This window comes from Curtobacterium sp. MCBD17_032, assembly GCF_003234855.1.
In the GTDB taxonomy this organism is placed as follows: domain Bacteria; phylum Actinomycetota; class Actinomycetes; order Actinomycetales; family Microbacteriaceae; genus Curtobacterium.
In genome coordinates this window covers 1-17,048 of sequence record NZ_QKTO01000010.1, presented here as the reverse complement: position 1 = coordinate 17,048, position 17,048 = coordinate 1, and the positions used below count along the sequence as shown (strand labels likewise).

The 17,048-nt window shown below is 71.4% G+C and carries 15 protein-coding genes; all 15 read left to right on the top strand.

What is annotated here, in order from left to right:
- Positions 1 to 38 precede the first annotated feature (38 nt).
- The 15 genes from infC (at position 39) to tyrS (ending at position 16,519) form a co-directional block, all read left to right on the top strand.
- Complete coding sequence (gene infC, locus DEI91_RS12350; protein WP_111052581.1) at positions 39 to 710, top strand: translation initiation factor IF-3; 672 nt, start codon at positions 39 to 41, stop codon at positions 708 to 710.
- Between the two features lie 60 nt (positions 711 to 770).
- Positions 771 to 965 (top strand): 50S ribosomal protein L35, encoded by a 195-nt coding sequence (gene rpmI / locus DEI91_RS12345; RefSeq protein WP_065961871.1) that lies wholly within the window; start codon positions 771 to 773, stop codon positions 963 to 965.
- Between the two features lie 29 nt (positions 966 to 994).
- The gene (gene rplT, locus DEI91_RS12340) at positions 995 to 1,378 is read left to right on the top strand and encodes a 50S ribosomal protein L20 (protein WP_110824044.1); all 384 of its coding nucleotides are present in this window, start codon (positions 995 to 997) and stop codon (positions 1,376 to 1,378) included.
- Positions 1,379 to 1,483: 105 nt separating this feature from the next.
- Positions 1,484 to 2,341, top strand: coding sequence for an RNA methyltransferase (locus DEI91_RS12335; RefSeq protein WP_111052580.1), 858 nt, complete (start codon positions 1,484 to 1,486; stop codon positions 2,339 to 2,341).
- Between the two features lie 67 nt (positions 2,342 to 2,408).
- Positions 2,409 to 3,449, top strand: coding sequence for a phenylalanine--tRNA ligase subunit alpha (gene pheS, locus DEI91_RS12330; RefSeq protein ID WP_111052640.1), 1,041 nt, complete (start codon positions 2,409 to 2,411; stop codon positions 3,447 to 3,449).
- Positions 3,449 to 5,941, top strand: coding sequence for a phenylalanine--tRNA ligase subunit beta (pheT, locus tag DEI91_RS12325; RefSeq protein ID WP_111052579.1), 2,493 nt, complete (start codon positions 3,449 to 3,451; stop codon positions 5,939 to 5,941). The genes pheS and pheT overlap by 1 nt, the downstream gene beginning before the upstream one ends.
- Before the next feature lie 73 nt (positions 5,942 to 6,014).
- Positions 6,015 to 7,112 carry an N-acetyl-gamma-glutamyl-phosphate reductase gene (locus tag DEI91_RS12320; protein WP_111052578.1) on the top strand — a complete coding sequence of 366 codons (1,098 nt, stop codon included), beginning with the start codon at positions 6,015 to 6,017 and terminating at the stop codon, positions 7,110 to 7,112.
- A gap of 56 nt (positions 7,113 to 7,168) precedes the next feature.
- Positions 7,169 to 8,329, top strand: a complete 1,161-nt coding sequence (gene argJ / locus DEI91_RS12315) for a bifunctional glutamate N-acetyltransferase/amino-acid acetyltransferase ArgJ (protein ID WP_111052639.1) — start codon at positions 7,169 to 7,171, stop codon at positions 8,327 to 8,329.
- Positions 8,329 to 9,405: an acetylglutamate kinase gene (gene argB / locus DEI91_RS12310; protein ID WP_258374417.1), complete on the top strand. Its 1,077-nt coding sequence runs from the start codon at positions 8,329 to 8,331 to the stop codon at positions 9,403 to 9,405. Before argJ ends, argB begins: the two co-directional genes overlap by 1 nt.
- A complete protein-coding gene (locus DEI91_RS12305) occupies positions 9,402 to 10,628 on the top strand; it encodes an acetylornithine transaminase (RefSeq protein ID WP_111052577.1) in 1,227 nt (408 codons plus the stop codon). Before argB ends, DEI91_RS12305 begins: the two co-directional genes overlap by 4 nt.
- Complete coding sequence (gene argF, locus DEI91_RS12300) at positions 10,625 to 11,620, top strand: ornithine carbamoyltransferase (RefSeq protein ID WP_111052576.1); 996 nt, start codon at positions 10,625 to 10,627, stop codon at positions 11,618 to 11,620. The genes DEI91_RS12305 and argF overlap by 4 nt, the downstream gene beginning before the upstream one ends.
- Before the next feature lie 27 nt (positions 11,621 to 11,647).
- Positions 11,648 to 12,844 carry an argininosuccinate synthase gene (locus tag DEI91_RS12295; protein ID WP_110824039.1) on the top strand — a complete coding sequence of 399 codons (1,197 nt, stop codon included), beginning with the start codon at positions 11,648 to 11,650 and terminating at the stop codon, positions 12,842 to 12,844.
- A gap of 175 nt (positions 12,845 to 13,019) precedes the next feature.
- Positions 13,020 to 14,489 (top strand): argininosuccinate lyase, encoded by a 1,470-nt coding sequence (gene argH, locus DEI91_RS12290; protein ID WP_111052575.1) that lies wholly within the window; start codon positions 13,020 to 13,022, stop codon positions 14,487 to 14,489.
- Positions 14,490 to 14,492: 3 nt separating this feature from the next.
- Positions 14,493 to 15,173: a DNA-3-methyladenine glycosylase gene (locus tag DEI91_RS12285; RefSeq protein ID WP_258374416.1), complete on the top strand. Its 681-nt coding sequence runs from the start codon at positions 14,493 to 14,495 to the stop codon at positions 15,171 to 15,173.
- 32 nt (positions 15,174 to 15,205) lie between these two features.
- Positions 15,206 to 16,519 (top strand): tyrosine--tRNA ligase, encoded by a 1,314-nt coding sequence (tyrS, locus tag DEI91_RS12280; protein ID WP_181439591.1) that lies wholly within the window; start codon positions 15,206 to 15,208, stop codon positions 16,517 to 16,519.
- Positions 16,520 to 17,048 lie beyond the last annotated feature (529 nt).

The window sequence follows — 17,048 nt, the reverse complement described above, 5'->3', positions numbered from 1 at the left end:
GTCGTCCCGGGCACACGCCCCGGACGGCCACCACCTGATTGAAGGAGCTCCGCATCACCGATCCCCGTACCAACGACCGAATCCGCGTCCCCGAGGTCCGACTCGTCGGTCCCCAGGGCGAGCAGGTCGGCGTTGTCCCCATCGCCGTCGCACTGCGCCTCGCGCAGGAAGCCGAGCTGGATCTGGTCGAGGTCGCGCCGAACTCGAAGCCGCCCGTCGCCAAGATCATGGACTACGGCAAGTTCAAGTACGAAGCCGCTCAGAAGGCCAAGGAAGCCCGCCGCAACCAGGTCAACACCGACCTGAAAGAGGTCCGCTTCCGCCTGAAGATCGACGTGCACGACTACGAGACGAAGCGCAAGCGCGCCGAGGGGTTCCTCCTCGGTGGCGACAAGGTGAAGGCGATGATCCTCTTCCGCGGTCGCGAGCAGTCGCGTCCCGAGCAGGGTGTCCGACTCCTCCAGAAGTTCGCCGAGGAGATCGCCGAGTTCGGTGTCGTCGAGTCGCGTCCGACGCAGGACGGCCGCAACATGACGATGATCATCGCGCCGCTGAAGAACAAGTCGGACGTCAAGGGCGAGCTCAACGCCAAGCGCGCCGCCGAGAAGGCCGAGCGCAAGGCGTCCGAGCACTCCGCGAAGACCAAGCCGGCGGACGCGACCACGTCCGGGACCGCCGCAGCAACCCCGGCCGACTCGTCGGCCGAATAGGTCCTCCCAGACCGATCCCGCGCTCGCGCGGCCCCCATCCACCCCACGGAAAGGCACACGATGCCCAAGCAGAAGACCCACTCTGGGTCGAAGAAGCGCTTCAAGGTCACCGGCAGCGGCAAGATCATGAAGCAGCAGGCCGGTATGCGCCACAACCTCGAGGTCAAGTCCGCCAAGCGCAAGGCCCGCCTCAACGAGGACCAGGTCCTCTCGAAGGCCGACGCCAAGAACGTCAAGAAGCTCCTCGGCCACTGAGCCGTCCCGGAACGTAAAGGAACAGATCAATGGCAAGAGTGAAGAGAGCGGTCAACGCCGCCAAGAAGCGCCGCGTCATCCTCGAGCGCGCCGAGGGCTACCGCGGCCAGCGTTCGCGCCTGTACCGCAAGGCGAAGGAGCAGGTCACCCACTCCCTCGTCTACGCGTACCGGGACCGTCACGCGAAGAAGGGCGAGTTCCGTCGCCTGTGGATCCAGCGCATCAACGCCGCGTCGCGTGCGAACGGCCTGACCTACAACCGCCTCATCCAGGGTCTCAACCTGGCCGGCGTCGAGGTCGACCGTCGCATCCTCGCGGACCTCGCGGTGAACAACGCCGAGACGTTCGCGGCGCTCGTCGAGACCGCCAAGAAGGCCCTGCCGGCCGACACCTCGGCGCCGAAGGCAGCCTGAGCCACGTCACCGTGCACCGGGACCCCCACTCCGAACGGAGTGGGGGTCCCGTCGTCCCCGGGGTCCGCGTCGTCCCCGTGGACGGGTCGTTCCTAGACTGAGCACGTGAGCGATCTCCTCGAGAACCCCCGTGCCGGCCGTGTCAAGGCCGTTGCCGCCCTGGCCAAGAAGGACGTCCGCGCCGAGACCGGGCTGTTCCTGCTCGAGGGGCCGCAGGCCGTGCGCGAGGCGATCGAGTACCGCCCCGAGCTCCTCCGCGAGCTGTACGTCACCCCGACCGCTGCAGCGCGCCACGGGCTGGACGACGCCCCCGTGGACACGTGGTTCGTCACCGAGCAGGTGCTCGACGCGATGGCGGACACCGTCACGCCGCAGGGCGTGATCGCCGTGTGCCAGCAGTTCCCGACGTCGGTGAAGGACGTCTTCCCCGACGCCCGCGCGGAAACCCGCGTCGACGCCGACGCCTCGGACGCCCTGCCCGGACTGGTCGCGGTCCTCGAGGAGGTCCGTGACCCGGGGAACGCCGGCACGATCATCCGGGCCGCCGACTCCGCCGGGGCCGACGCGGTGGTGCTGACCGGTCGGAGCGTCGACCCGTACAACCCGAAGGTGGTCCGCTCGACCACGGGGTCGCTGTTCCACGTGCCGGTCTCGGTCGGGGTGTCCCTGGCCGACGCGATCGAACGCGCCCGGGGGCTCGGTTACACGATCCTGGCCGCCGACGTGTCCGGTGACGACCTGCCGGACGTCCGCGCCGACGGCATGCTCGACGGACCGACCGTGTGGGTGTTCGGCAACGAGGCGCGCGGACTGACGGCGGAGGACCTGGCGCTCGTCGACCGCGCGGTGAAGGTTCCGATCTACGGCCGGGCGGAGTCGATGAACCTCGCGACCGCGGCTTCGGTGTGCCTGTACGAGAGCGCGTTCGCGCAGCGGAGCCGGTCCGCTCCGGCGGCGGACTGACCGCGGTCGGACACCGTCCGTCCGGTGCAGGACGGCGGTATCCCATCGGCCGGTAGGCTTGGTCCTCGTGTCAGAACCTCTCGAGATCAGCGGATCGGCGGTCGCCGACGCCGTGGACGCGGCCCTCGCCGCCGTCCGCGCCACGACCACCGTCGCGGAGCTGAAGCAGGCCCGCGCCGAGCACACCGGTGAGCAGTCGACGCTCGCCCGGATGAACGCGTCGATGCGCAGCGTCCCGCCCGAGCAGAAGGCCGCCGCGGGCAAGCTCGTCGGACAGGCCCGCGCGCAGGTGAACCAGGTGATCGCAGCGCAGGAGGCCGTGCTCGCCGAGGCCGAGGAACGCGCACGCCTCGAGTCGGAGCGCGTCGACGTGACCGCCCTGCCGTCCCGGCGCACCCCCGGGTCCCGCCACCCGCTCTCGCTCCTCAACGAGACCGTGGCCGACGTCTTCATCGGCATGGGCTGGGAGGTCGCGGAGGGCCCCGAGCTCGAGCACGAGTGGTTCAACTTCGACGCCCTGAACTTCGACCAGGACCACCCGGCGCGGGCGATGGCCGACACGGTCTTCGTCGAGCCGGTCGACCGGCACCTGCTCATGCGGACGCACACGTCGCCGGTGCAGATCCGCTCGCTGCTCACGCGGGAGCTCCCGCTCTACGTCATCGCACCGGGCCGCGTGTACCGGGCCGACGAGCTCGACGCCACACACCTGCCGGTCTTCACCCAGGTCGAGGGCATCGCGATCGACAAGGGCCTGACGATGGCGCACCTGCGCGGCACGCTCGAGCACTTCGCACGCCAGGTGTTCGGCACCGAGGCACAGATCCGTCTCCGCCCGAACTACTTCCCGTTCACCGAGCCGAGCGCCGAGATGGACGTCTGGCAGCCCAACGCAAAGGGCGGCCCGCGGTGGGTCGAGTGGGGCGGGTGCGGCATGGTCAACCCGAACGTCCTGCGCGCCGCCGGCATCGACCCGGACGAGTACCAGGGCTTCGCCTTCGGCATGGGCATCGAGCGGACGCTCCAGTTCCGCAACGGCCTGAACGACATGCGTGACTTCCTCGAGGGCGACCTCCGCTTCTCGCAGCAGTTCGGAACGGTGGTCTGATGCGCGTCCCACTCCGCTGGCTCGGCGAGTCCGTCGACCTGCCCGACGACGTCTCCCTCGAGCACGTCCACGCCGCCCTGGTGTCGGTCGGGTTCGAGGAAGAGTCCGTGCACACCTTCGACCTGACCGGGCCCGTCGTGGTCGGTCGGGTGCTCGAGCGCGTGCCCGAGCCGCAGAAGAACGGCAAGACCATCAACTGGTGCCAGGTGGACGTCGGCGAGCCCGAGCCGCGCGGCATCGTCTGCGGCGCCCACAACTTCGACGTCGGTGACCTCGTCGTCGTGACCCTGCCCGGTGCGGTGCTCCCCGGCCCGTTCCCGATCGCGGCGCGGAAGACGTACGGCCACGTGTCGGACGGCATGATCGCCTCCGCGCGGGAGCTCGGCCTCGGTGACGAGCACGACGGCATCCTGCGCTTCGCCGACCTCGGCATGGAGCCCGAGGTCGGTGCGGACGCGATCGCGCTGCTCGGCCTCGACGACGCCGCGGTGGAGATCAACGTGACGCCGGACCGCGGCTACGCCATGAGCATGCGCGGCGTCGCCCGCGAGTACGCGCACGCCACCGGCGCCACGTTCTCCGACCCGGCCGACCGGGTCCTGCCGCGCACCGGCGACGGCTTCCCGGTGACCGTCGACGACGCCGCCCCGATCCGCGGTCGTGTCGGCGCGCACACGTTCGTCACCCGGGTCGTCCGCGGCATCGACGCGTCCCGGCCGACCCCGGCGTGGATGGTCGCCCGCCTGACCCTGGCCGGGGTGCGCTCCATCTCGCTGCCCGTCGACATCACGAACTACGTCATGTTCGAACTCGGGCAGCCGCTGCACGGGTACGACCTCGCGGCGCTGCAGGGCGGGCTGACGGTCCGCCGCGCCACCGTCGGGGAGCGCCTGACCACCCTCGACGACGTCGACCGTGCGCTCCACGCCGAGGACCTGGTCATCGCGGACGACGCCGGTGCCGTCGGTCTCGCCGGCGTCATGGGCGGTGCCCGGACCGAGATCACGTCGGCGACCACCGACGTCCTCATCGAGGCCGCCGGCTTCGACCAGGTGTCGATCGCCCGGTCCGCCCGGCGCCACAAGCTCCCGAGCGAGGCCTCCCGCCGGTTCGAGCGCGGCGTCGACCCGCTCGTCGCCGAGGCCGCGGCGAACCGTGCCGTCGAGCTCCTCGTCGACCTCGCCGGTGGCACGCCGGACCCGCTCGGATCCACCCTGGTCGACGACCGCCCCCGTCCGACCGTCCGGATGCGCGCCGGCCGGGCCGCAGAGCTCATCGGTGTCGGGTACACCGACGCCGAGGTCCTCGAGACGCTCCGGGCGATCGGCGCGACGGTGGAGGTCGGCGGCGACGTGCTCACCGTCACCCCGCCGACCTGGCGCCCCGACCTGGTGGACGACGTCTCCCTCGTCGAGGAGATCGCGCGCATCGTCGGCTACGACCGCATCCCGAGCGTGCTGCCCGTCGCGCCTCCCGGCCGTGGTCTCACGCTGCACCAGCAGGCCCGTCGTCGGGTCTCGGCAGCACTCGCCGCCGCCGGGCTGACCGAGGTCGTGACCGCTCCGTTCGTCTCCGCCGCGACCGCTGCCGCCTACCCGGGCATCGACGCCGACGGCGGACCGAGCGTCGTGCTCGCGAACGCGCTCGACAGCGCGCAGGACCACCTCCGCCGCAGCGGAGTGCCGGCCCTCGTCGACGTGGCGCGTCGCAACGTGTCGCGCGGGCTCGTCGACGTCGCCGTGTACGAGACGTCCCGGGTCTTCCTGCCAGCGCAGGGTGTCGCGCTCGGGACCGCCGACGTCCCGGTCGGCGCACAGCGTCCGACGCCCGAGACCCTCGCCGCGCTCGACGCGGCCCTCCCCGCACAGCCCTTCCACCTGAGCGCGCTCCTGCTCGGCAACGCGGTCGTCAAGCAGCCGGGTGTGGTCGCGGAGCCGTTCGGCATCGCCGACGCCCTCGACGCCGCGCGGACCGTCGCCTGGGCCGTCGGTGTCGAGCTCACCGTGGCGCAGACGACCCACCCCTCGTTGCACCCCGGTCGTGCGGCGTCGCTCCTGGTCGGGGACACGGTCGTCGGGGTCGCCGGCGAGCTGCTCCCGGAGCTGGCGGCGGACGCCGACCTGCCCCGGGTGGTCGCGGTCGTCGAACTCGACCTCGACGCCCTCGTGGGCGCGGCGCCGGACGTGGTCGAGGTCGCGGCGATCGTCTCCTACCCGGCGGCGACGCAGGACCTCTCCCTCGTGGTCGACGTCGCGACCCCGGCCGGTGACGTCCTCGCCGAGGTGCGCGCTGGTGCCGGGGAGCTGTTGGAGTATGCTCGGCTCGTGGACGACTACCGCGGCGCCGGCCTGGACGAGGGACAGAAGTCCCTGACGTTCGCGCTGCGGTTCCGCGCCACGGACCGCACGCTGACCGCTGCCGAGGCCTCCGAGGCCCGTGACGGCGCTGTCCGACGTGCCGGCGAGCGATTCGGGGCGACCCTGCGCGACTGATCCACGACGGATCACCGCCCGGGGTCGCCGCCTCCGACTCCCTCGACGAACAGTCCGACCAAAGGTGGAACCCATGTCCGTATCCGTCGCCGTGGCTGGTGCCAGCGGCTACGCGGGTAGCGAGTTGCTGCGCATCCTCTCCGCTCATCCCGAGTTCGACGTGCGGACGGTGACGGCGTTCTCGAACGCCGGACAGCCGCTCATCGCGACGCAGCCGCACCTGCGGTCGCTCGCGCACCTGACCCTCGTGGAGACGACCCCGGAGAACCTCCGTGGGCACGACGTGGTGTTCCTCGCCCTGCCGCACGGTCAGTCCGGCGCGATCACGGCGGAGCTCGACGCGGACACGCTCGTCGTGGACTGCGGCGCTGACCACCGGCTGACGGACGAGGCCGCGTGGGCCGCGTTCTACGGCGGCGAGTACCACGGCGCCTGGACCTACGGGCTGCCCGAGCTCCTGCACGCGCCGCCCGCCCCGGGAGCGGCCGAGGAGTGGCGGGACGTCGACGACATCGTGCCGCAGGGCCGGCAGCGCACCGAACTGGCGGCCACCAAGCGGATCGCCGTCCCCGGGTGCAACGTCACCGCGGTCACGCTCGGCATCCAGCCAGGGGTGCAGGCCGGCCTCGTCGAGTCGGACGACATCGTCTCGGTCCTCAGCGTCGGACCGAGCGGTGCCGGCAAGAAGCTCGAGTCCACCTACCTGGCGGCGGAGATCATGGGGTCCGCCAGCGCGTACGCCGTGGGCGGGAAGCACCGCCACGTGCCGGAGATCCAGCAGAACCTCCGCGTGGCCGGTGCGTCGGACGTCCGGGTCTCGTTCACGCCCGTCCTCGTGCCGATGGCCCGCGGCATCCTCGCGACCACGTCCGCTCGGCTCGCCCCCGGGGTGACCGCGCACGACGTCCGGCTCGCCTGGGAGCAGGCCTACGCCGACGAGCCCTTCGTGCACCTGCTGCCCGAGGGCGTCTTCCCCCGGGTGGCCGACACCATCGGGGCGAACACCGCTCTGGTGGGCATCGCGGTCGACGAGGCCGCCGGCCGGGTGGTCGCCGTCTCCGCACTCGACAACCTCGCCAAGGGGACCGGCGGTGCCGCCGTGCAGTCCGCGAACATCGCGCTCGGGCTCCCCGAGACCCTGGGCCTCAGCGTGGACGGAGTCGCCCCGTGACCGACCGCAACGACAGCGCCGACGCGACCACGGGCCTCCCGGCGACCGACGGTGCGCTGCAGGGTGTCACCGCCGCCGCCGGCTTCCGTGCCGCCGGCGTCACCGCCGGCCTGAAGACGACCGGCAAGCCGGACGTGGCGCTGGTCGTCAACGACGGCCCCTCGGACGCCGTGGCGGCCGTCTTCACCACGAACCGTGCGCAGGCACACCCGGTCATCTGGTCCCGCCAGGTGGTCGGCGACGGCATCGCGCGTGCCGTCGTCCTCAACTCGGGAGGCGCGAACTGCTTCACGGGTCCCTTCGGCTTCCAGACGACCCACCTCACCGCGGAGGCGGTGGGCGAGGCGCTGGGCATCGGAGCGGCTGACGTCGTCGTCTGCTCGACCGGCCTCATCGGCGTCGGTGACCAGACCTTCCGCGACGGCGTGCTCCGGGGTGTGACCCTGGCGGCCGACGCCCTGGCGGACGACGGTGGACCGGCCGCCGCGGCCGCGATCATGACCACCGACACGAAGCCCAAGCAGTCCGTCGTCTCGGTCGACGGCTGGACGGTCGGCGGGATGGCGAAGGGCGCGGGCATGCTCGCACCCGGCCTCGCGACGATGCTCGTGGTGATCACCACCGACGCGGCACTGCCCGCGGACGAGCTCGACCGGGCCCTGCGCGCGGCGACCCGCGTGACCTTCGACCGCGTGGACTCCGACGGGTGCATGTCCACGAACGACACCGTCGTGCTCATGGCCTCCGGTGCTTCGGGCGCGACCCCCGACGCCGAGACCTTCCAACAGGCCCTGACCGGCGTCTGCGCCGACCTCGCCCGCCAGCTCCAGCAGGACGCCGAGGGCGCAGCGCACGACATCACGATCGAGGTCGTCGGCGCGGTCAGCGAGGACGAGGCCGTGACGGTCGGCCGGAGCGTCGCCCGCAACAACCTCTTCAAGGCGGCGGTCTTCGGCAACGACCCCAACTGGGGGCGGGTGCTCGCCGCGATCGGGACGACCGACGCCGAGTTCGACCCGTACGCGGTCGACGTGTCGATGAACGGGGTGCGGGTGTGCCACGCCGGTGCCCCGGACCAGCCGAGCGACGACGTCGACCTCACCCCGCGGGACACGCACGTGCTCATCGACCTCGGGGTCGGCACGGCCGCGGCGACGATCCTGACGAACGACCTGACGCACGACTACGTCCACGAGAACAGCGCGTACTCCAGCTGATGAGCGACGCGGACCTCTCGAAGGAAGAAGAGCACGAGCTCGCGACCGTCAAGGCCGCGACCCTCATCGAGTCCCTGCCGTGGTTGAAGCGGTTCTCGGGCAAGATCGTCGTCGTCAAGTTCGGCGGCAACGCGATGGTGAACGACGACCTCAAGCGGGCGTTCGCCGAGGACATGGTCTACCTCCGGTACGCCGGCCTGCACCCGGTCGTCGTGCACGGCGGCGGTCCGCAGATCTCCGCGGCGCTGAAGGAGCAGGGCATCCAGTCCGAGTTCCGCGGCGGCTACCGCGTCACGACGACCGAGGCGATCACGGTCGTCCGCGACGTCCTGGCCGGCGAGGTGAACCGTGAGATCGTCGATCTCATCGACGAGCACGGCGACGGCCTCGGCGTCGGGGTGTTCGGCGACGGCGGATCGCTGTTCACCGGCGAGAAGAAGGGCGTCGTCGTGGACGGCGAGCACTTCGACCTCGGCCACGTCGGCGACATCACCCACGTCGACCCGTCCGGGGTCCTCGCCGCGATCCGTGCCGACCGCATCCCGGTCGTGTCGAGCATCGCGATCGACGACGCACACCCGGACCAGGCGCTCAACGTGAACGCGGACGCCGCGGCGGCCGCACTCGCGATCGCGCTGAACGCGTCGAAGCTGATGATGCTGACGGACGTGCCCGGGCTGTACCGCAACTGGCCGGACCGCGACTCGATCATCGACCTCATCGCGGTCGAGGAACTCCGTCAGCTGCTGCCGTCGCTCGAGTCCGGGATGATCCCGAAGATGACCGCGTGCCTCGACGCCGTGGTCGGCGGGGTCGGCGGCGCGACCATCATCGACGGCCGCATCCCACACTCGATCCTGCTCGAGGTCTTCACGCTCCGCGGCGCCGGCACCGAGGTCATCCCGGACCCGAGCCGGCGGACCGAGAACCAGAACACCCACGCCGAGATCGGCCGACGCGCGGCGGTCCACGCCCCGGGCAGCGGCCACGACGACACCCCGGGCGGCCAGCACGTCGCCCGACGCGACGACGACTCCACGACTCCGCACGACGACGAGAAGGGCACAGCACGGTGAGCACCGAGACGCAGACCGAGACCTGGAACGACCGGTTCGGGGCGTCGCTCATGCGATCCCTGACCCCGCCGAAGATCATGCTCGAGCGCGGCGAGGGCTGCCGGGTGTGGGACGTCGACGGCAACGAGTACCTCGACTTCCTCGCCGGCATCGCGGTGAACTCGCTCGGCCACGCCCACCCGGCGCTCGTCGAGGCGATCAGCGACCAGGCAGCGAAGCTCGTGCACGTGTCGAACTACTTCGCGACGCCGCCGCAGCTCGAGCTCGCGGAGCGCCTCAAGCGCATCTCCGGCGCGGGCGACGCCGGCCGCGTGTACTTCGGCAACTCCGGCGCAGAGGCCAACGAGGCGGCGTTCAAGCTGGCTCGGCTGAACCGCGGCGCGGACGGGCGCAAGACGACGATCCTCGCGCTGCAGCAGGCGTTCCACGGCCGCACCATGGGCGCGCTCGCGCTCACCGGCAAGCCCGCCCTGCAGCAGGACTTCCTGCCGATGATCCCGGGCGTCGAGCACATCGAGACGTCGATCGAGGCCCTCGAGCGCTCGATCGACGACACCGTCGCGGCGCTCATCCTCGAGCCGATCAAGGGCGAGGCCGGCGTCGTCGACCTGCCCGAGGGCTTCCTGCAGGCCGCGCGGGCCCTGACCGAGCGGCACGGCGCCCTGCTCATCCTGGACGAGATCCAGACCGGCATCGGCCGCACCGGCGCCTGGTTCGCCTTCCAGAACACCGGCGTCGTCCCGGACGCGATCACGGTCGCCAAGGGGATCGCCGGCGGCTTCCCGATCGGGGCGCTCGTGACCTTCGGATGGGCGTCCGACCTGTTCTCAGCGGGTCAGCACGGCTCCACCTTCGGCGGCAACCCGCTCGGCACCCGCGTCGCGAACGCGGTGCTCGCCGAGATCGAGCGTGCCGACCTGGTGGCCGGTGCCGTCGTCAAGGGCGAGCGCATCCGCGCCGGCATCACCGCGCTCGGCTCCGACCTGGTGGCGGAGGTCCGCGGGAGCGGCCTGCTCATCGGTGTCGGTCTCCGCCGTCCGGTCGCCGCCGCGGTCTCGGCCGCAGCGCTCGAGCGCGGCCTCATCATCAACGCCCCGAACGAGTCGAGCCTGCGCATCGCGCCGCCGCTCATCGTGTCCGACACCGAGATCGACGCGTTCCTCGCGATCCTCGCCCAGAGCATGGCGGCCGTCGAGGGCGCCGACCAGGAGACCCCCGCATGACCCGCCACTTCCTCCGGGACGACGACCTGACCCAGGCCGAGCAGTCCGCGATCCTCGACCTCGCCGTCGAGATGAAGCGCGACCGGTGGGGCGCCAAGCCCCTCGCCGGTCCGCAGAGCGTCGCCGTGATCTTCGACAAGTCGTCCACCCGCACCCGGGTGTCCTTCCACGTCGGCATCAGCGACCTCGGCGGTAGCCCGCTCATCATCTCGACCGCGAACAGCCAGCTCGGCGGCAAGGAGACCCCGACCGACACCGCCCGCGTGCTCGAGCGCATGGTCTCGGCGATCGTCTGGCGCACGTACGGCCAGGCCGGGCTCGAGGAGATGGCCGCGAGTACCACGGTGCCGGTCGTCAACGCGCTGTCCGACGACTTCCACCCGTGCCAGCTCCTCGCCGACCTGCTCACCATCCGCGAGCACCGCGGCGCGTTGGCCGGGCAGACCATCGCGTTCGTCGGCGACGGCGCGAGCAACATGGCGCAGTCGTACCTGCTCGCCTGCGCGACCGCGGGCATGCACGTGCGCGTCGCGTCGCCGGTCGAGTTCTCGCCCGCACCGCAGGTCGTGACGGACGCGGAGCACCGCGCAGCCGAGACCGGCGGGTCCGTGCTCGTCGTGACCGACCCGGTCGCCGCGGTGGCCGGTGCCGACGTCGTCGTGACCGACACCTGGGTCTCGATGGGCAAGGAGGACGAGAAGCAGCAGCGGCTCGCCACCTTCGCCGGGTACCGCGTCGACGACGACCTGCTCGCGCACGCCGCGGACGACGCCGTGTTCATGCACTGCCTGCCCGCCGACCGCGGCTACGAGGTCACCGCCGAGGTCATCGACGGACCGCGCAGCATCATCTGGGACGAGGCGGAGAACCGCCTGCACGCCCAGAAGGCCCTGCTCGCCTGGCTCCTCGCCGCCAACGCCCCGACCGCCGCAGACGGGGCGACCGCCGCAGACGGGGCGGCCGCCGCACACCTGGCGACCCCCGGCAACTGACAACCACCACCACACAGGAGAGAACCCATGGCAGACCGCGTCGTACTCGCGTACTCAGGAGGGCTCGACACCTCCGTCGGGATCGGTTGGCTCAAGGACGCCACCGGCAAGGAGGTCGTGGCGCTGGCCGTCGACGTCGGCCAGGGCGGCGAGGACATGGACGCCATCCGGCAGCGCGCGCTCGACTGCGGCGCGGTCGAGTCGGTCGTCATCGACGCGAAGGACGAGTTCGCGGACGACTACCTCGTCCCGGCCCTCAAGGCCAACGCGCTCTACCAGAAGCGCTACCCGCTCGTCTCGGCGCTGAGTCGGCCGCTCATCGCGAAGCACCTCGCCACCACGGCGAAGCAGCTCGGCGCGGACAGCGTCGCGCACGGCTGCACCGGCAAGGGCAACGACCAGGTGCGCTTCGAGGCCGCCGTGGCCGCGATCGCCCCCGACCTGACGAGCGTCGCCCCGGTCCGTGACCTCGCGCTGACCCGTGACAAGGCGATCGTCTACGCGCAGGAGCACGACCTGCCGATCCTGCAGAGCAAGAAGTCGCCGTACTCGATCGACCAGAACGTCTGGGGTCGCGCGGTGGAGACCGGGTTCCTCGAGGACCCGTGGAACGCCCCGATCGAGGACCTGTACGCGTACACGCAGGACCCCGCCGTCGACCGTGAGGCCGACGAGGTCACGATCACGTTCGAGCAGGGTGTGCCGGTCGCGATCGACGGTCAGCGCTTCAGCGTCCTGCGCGTCGTGCAGGAACTCAACGCCCTCGCCGGCAAGCACGGCGTCGGCCGCATCGACGTCGTCGAGGACCGCCTGGTCGGCATCAAGTCGCGCGAGGTCTACGAGGCCCCGGCCGCGATGGCGCTCATCGCCGCGCACGAGGAGCTCGAGAGCCTGACCCTCGAGCGCGACGTCAACCGCTACAAGCGCGGTGTCGAGTCGGAGTGGGCCGACCTGGTCTACGACGGCCTGTGGTTCGGTGGGCTGAAGCGCAGCCTCGACGCCTTCATCGACTCGACCCAGGAGTACGTGTCCGGCGACATCCGCATGCAGCTCCACGGCGGTCGTGCCACGGTGACCGGTCGTCGCTCCGAGCAGAGCCTCTACGACTTCGACCTCGCCACGTACGACACCGGTGACACGTTCGACCAGTCGCTCTCCAAGGGCTTCATCGAACTGTGGTCGCTGCCGAGCAAGATCTCCGCCCGCCGCGACCTGGCGAACTGACCGACCGAGGGCGGCGGGACCGGTCGGTCCCGCCGTCCTCGCCGGACGGGAGGCGCGGCACGCGCCCGTCCCGTCGGCGCGGTCCGGCAGGCGTGCCGCCCGGACCGCGCCGACCCCGGACCGCACCGGTCCCCTACCCCCCGACCGACCCGACCCGAGACGACGCAGGACCCTCATGACGGACGCCCCCCGAGCCTCCCGGCCGGACGACAGCAGCAGCAAGACCGACGCGACGAACACGGGCGCCCTGTGGGGTGGCCGGTTCGCCGACGGTCCGAGCGCGGAACTCGCCGCCCTGTCGAAGTCGACGCACTTCGACTGGCAGCTGGCGCCCTACGACATCGCCGGCTCCCGCGCGCACGCCCGGGCGCTGCAGGTGGCGGGGTACCTGACGGCCGACGAACTCCAGCGGATGACCGCCGGCCTCGACCGGCTCGAGGACGCGCACGCCGACGGCTCCCTGCAGCCGGACGAGTCCGACGAGGACGTGCACGGCGCGCTCGAGCGCCTGCTCATCGCCGACGTCGGCCCGGAGCTGGGCGGGAAGCTCCGCGCCGGCCGCAGCCGCAACGACCAGATCGCGACCCTCGGCCGGATGCACATGCTCGACCACGGCCGTCGGATCGGCCGGATGGTCATCGACCTCGTCGACGCGATCAGCCAGCAGGCGTCCGAACACGAGGGCGCGATCATGCCCGGCCGGACGCACCTGCAGCACGCGCAGCCGGTCCTCCTCGCCCACCACCTGCTCGCGCACGCATGGCCGCTCGTGCGGGACCTCGAGCGGCTCCGCGACTGGGCGGGCCGCGCGAGCGTCAGCCCCTACGGCGCCGGCGCGCTGGCGGGCAGCTCGCTCGGACTCGACCCGGCCGCCATCGCGCAGGAGCTCGGCTTCGACCGACCCGCCGACAACTCGATCGACGCGACCGCCGCGCGCGACGTCGTCGCCGAGTTCGCCTTCGTCCTCGCCCAGATCGGCATCGACGTCTCCCGCCTGGCGGAGGAGGTCATCCTCTGGAACACGAAGGAGTTCGGCTTCGTCCGGCTCCACGACGGCTTCTCGACCGGGTCGAGCATCATGCCGCAGAAGAAGAACCCGGACATCGCCGAGCTCGCACGCGGCAAGTCCGGTCGGCTGATCGGCAACCTGACCGGCCTCCTCGCCACCCTCAAGGGCCTGCCGCTCGCCTACAACCGCGACCTGCAGGAGGACAAGGAGCCCGTCTTCGACTCCGTCGCGACGCTCGAGGTCCTGCTCCCCGCGTTCACCGGCATGATCGCGACCCTGTCCTTCGACACCGCCCGGATGGCGGAGCTCGCCCCGCAGGGGTTCTCCCTGGCGACCGACGTCGCGGAGTGGCTCGTCCGACAGGGTGTCCCGTTCCGTGACGCGCACGAGGTCTCGGGCGCGCTCGTCCGGTACTGCGAGGAGCGCGGCATCGACCTCGACGACCCGACGGACGCGGAGTACGCCGCCGTCTCGGAGCACCTGACCCCGGAGGTCCGCACGGTCCTCACGATCGAGGGCAGCGTCGCGTCCCGTCGGGGGATCGGTGGCACGGCCCCGGAGCGCGTCGCCGAACAGCTCGCCGCCCTGACCCGGTCCGTCCGGGAGATCGCGGCCGGGACGCCCTTCACCCGGTGACCCGTGTCCACTGACGGGACCGCCGCGGAAGCACTGCTCGCGCTCCTGCGTGAGCCGGCACCGGTGTGCGCGCCCGCGCTCCTCGGTGCGACGCTCACGGGCAAGGGCGTGGCGCTCCGGATCACCGAGGTCGAGGCGTACTCCGGCGAGGTCGACCCGGGCTCGCACGGGCACCGCGGCGTGACGCCGCGCAACCGGCACCTCTTCGGTCCGCCCGGGACGCTGTACGCCTACCGGTCGTACGGCATCCACACGTGCGTGAACGTCGTGAGTGGCCCCGTCGGCCAGTCGTCCGGGTCCCTGCTCCGCGGGGCTGCGGTGGTGGCAGGAACCGACGTCGCCCGCGATCGTCGCGGGCCCATGGTGGCCGACGTCGCCCTCGCGCGCGGGCCGGGGAACCTCGGCGTCGCGCTCGGCGCGGTCCTCGGCGCGGACGACGGCACCTCAGTCCTCGACGGTTCCGGTCCGTACACACTCCGGTTGGACCCCGGCCTGGAGGCGCGGCTCACCTCCGCCCCGGTGGCGCGGGTCGTCGACGAACTCCTGTCCGGCGGCCTGGTCGCCCGCGGTCCGCGGACCGGCGTGGGTGGCGTCGCCGGGGGAGCAGCGTTCCCGTGGCGGTACTGGCTGGCGGGAGACCCGACCGTCTCGGCGTACCGCCGGCACAAGGGTGCGATCGGCTGAGGCGGTACCGAGCGCGCCGGTACGATGACGGGGTGTCCAGTGATACCGATCCCGACGTCCTGACGCGCCAGCAGAACGACCCCACCTTCGCCTCGGTGTGGGACGAACTGCGCTGGCGTGGTCTGGTGCACGTCTCCACCGACGAGACCGCGCTGCAAGAGGCCCTCGACGCCGGACCGGTGACCTACTACTGCGGGTTCGACCCGACCGCCCCGTCGCTGCACTGCGGGAACCTGCTCCAGCTGCTGACCATGCGTCGACTGCAGCTGGCTGGGCACAAGCCACTCGCGCTCGTCGGCGGATCGACCGGTCTCATCGGGGACCCGCGCCCCACGGCCGAGCGCACGCTCAACACCCGCGAGACCGTCGAGGAGTGGGTGGGACGGCTGCAGGGCCAGGTGTCCCGGTTCCTCAGCGCCGACGGTGACAACGGCGTCCGGCTGGTGAACAACCTGGACTGGACCGCGCCGCTGTCCGCGATCGACTTCCTGCGTGACATCGGCAAGTACTTCCGCGTCAACTCGATGCTCAAGAAGGACGCCGTCGCCGCCCGGCTGAACTCGGACGCCGGCATCAGCTACACCGAGTTCAGCTACCAGATCCTGCAGGGCCTGGACTTCCGCGAGCTCTACCGCCAGTACGGGTGCACGCTGCAGACCGGTGGCTCCGATCAGTGGGGCAACCTCACCTCGGGCACGGAACTCATCCGTCGGACCGAGGGCGTGTCCGCGCACGCGCTGGGGACGCCGCTCATCACGAACTCCGACGGCACGAAGTTCGGCAAGAGCGAGGGCAACGCGATCTGGCTCGACCCGGAGATGACGTCGCCGTACGCGTTCTACCAGTTCTGGCTCAACACGGCGGACGCCGACGTGGTCGCGCGCCTGCGCGAGTTCACGTTCCTGTCGCGCGCCGAGGTGGAGCGCCTCGAGCAGGCCGTCGCCGACGAGCCGTTCCGCCGGGAGGCCCAGCGCACCCTGGCCTTCGAGGTCACCGCACTGGTCCACGGGGAGGCCGCGACACAGGCCGCGATCGACGCGTCGGCAGCGCTGTTCGGGAACGGCGACCTGACCGCGCTCGACGCCGACACCCTGCGCGCCGCGATCGCCGAACTGCCCGGGACGGTGTCGCTGGGCGGGGATGCCGATGTCGCGCGAGCCCTCGTGGAGACCGGACTCGTCAAGTCCCTCGGTGAAGCACGGCGTGCGATCGACCAGGGTGGCGTGTACGTCAACAACGAGCGTGCCGAGGACGCGGCCGCGACGCTGGCGTCCCTCGCCATGCCGGGTGGCGTGCTCGTCCTCCGTCGCGGGAAGAAGACGCTGGCCGGCGTCACGCTCGGCTGACGCAGCCGGTCCCGACCAGTCCCGACGCCCGGTCCCGAGAGGGGCCGGGCGTTCGGCGTCTCGGGGAGCGGCACCGGTGTTGCATGGTGCGACACGCCCGGGATGTGGGGTGGGTTGGTGGTGGGTGTGGGGGCTGCGTAAAGTAATCCCTCGTCACCCCAAAGGTGCGGCGGAGCGGCTGGAGCGGAAGCCCAGAGCACGTCGGCCCTCAAGCGGGACCATCCTCCACTGGAGTTCAGATCTGGCCTTGTGCTGGGTCGCTTCGACGCTTAGGATGACTACTCCACCGGTTCTCTCCTTCGGGATGAGCCACTGGATCTGACTGCACGGTTGTGTTGGCGGGTTCGACGACATCGGTGGGATCGAGAGCGACAGCCTCTCTGGCGAAGCATCCTGGTGGTGTGGAGTGGGGAGTGCGTCTGGTCCTTGAGAACTCAACAGCGTGCACATTGTCAATGCCAATTTTATTGACCTCGTGCCTGGTCGGTTTTTTCCGGTCGGGTCATGAAGCAATTCCTTTTGGATTGAA

What these genes read in the sequence shown, in the direction of transcription:
- rpmI (WP_065961871.1), top strand. Translation starts at nt 771, where the DNA reads ATGCCCAAGCAGAAGACCCACTCTGGGTCGAAGAAGCGCTTCAAGGTC.
- rplT (WP_110824044.1), top strand. Translation starts at nt 995, where the DNA reads ATGGCAAGAGTGAAGAGAGCGGTCAACGCCGCCAAGAAGCGCCGCGTC.
- pheT (WP_111052579.1), top strand. Translation starts at nt 3,449, where the DNA reads ATGCGCGTCCCACTCCGCTGGCTCGGCGAGTCCGTCGACCTGCCCGAC.
- DEI91_RS12320 (WP_111052578.1), top strand. Translation starts at nt 6,015, where the DNA reads ATGTCCGTATCCGTCGCCGTGGCTGGTGCCAGCGGCTACGCGGGTAGC.
- argB (WP_258374417.1), top strand. Translation starts at nt 8,329, where the DNA reads ATGAGCGACGCGGACCTCTCGAAGGAAGAAGAGCACGAGCTCGCGACC.
- argF (WP_111052576.1), top strand. Translation starts at nt 10,625, where the DNA reads ATGACCCGCCACTTCCTCCGGGACGACGACCTGACCCAGGCCGAGCAG.
- DEI91_RS12295 (WP_110824039.1), top strand. Translation starts at nt 11,648, where the DNA reads ATGGCAGACCGCGTCGTACTCGCGTACTCAGGAGGGCTCGACACCTCC.
- argH (WP_111052575.1), top strand. Translation starts at nt 13,020, where the DNA reads ATGACGGACGCCCCCCGAGCCTCCCGGCCGGACGACAGCAGCAGCAAG.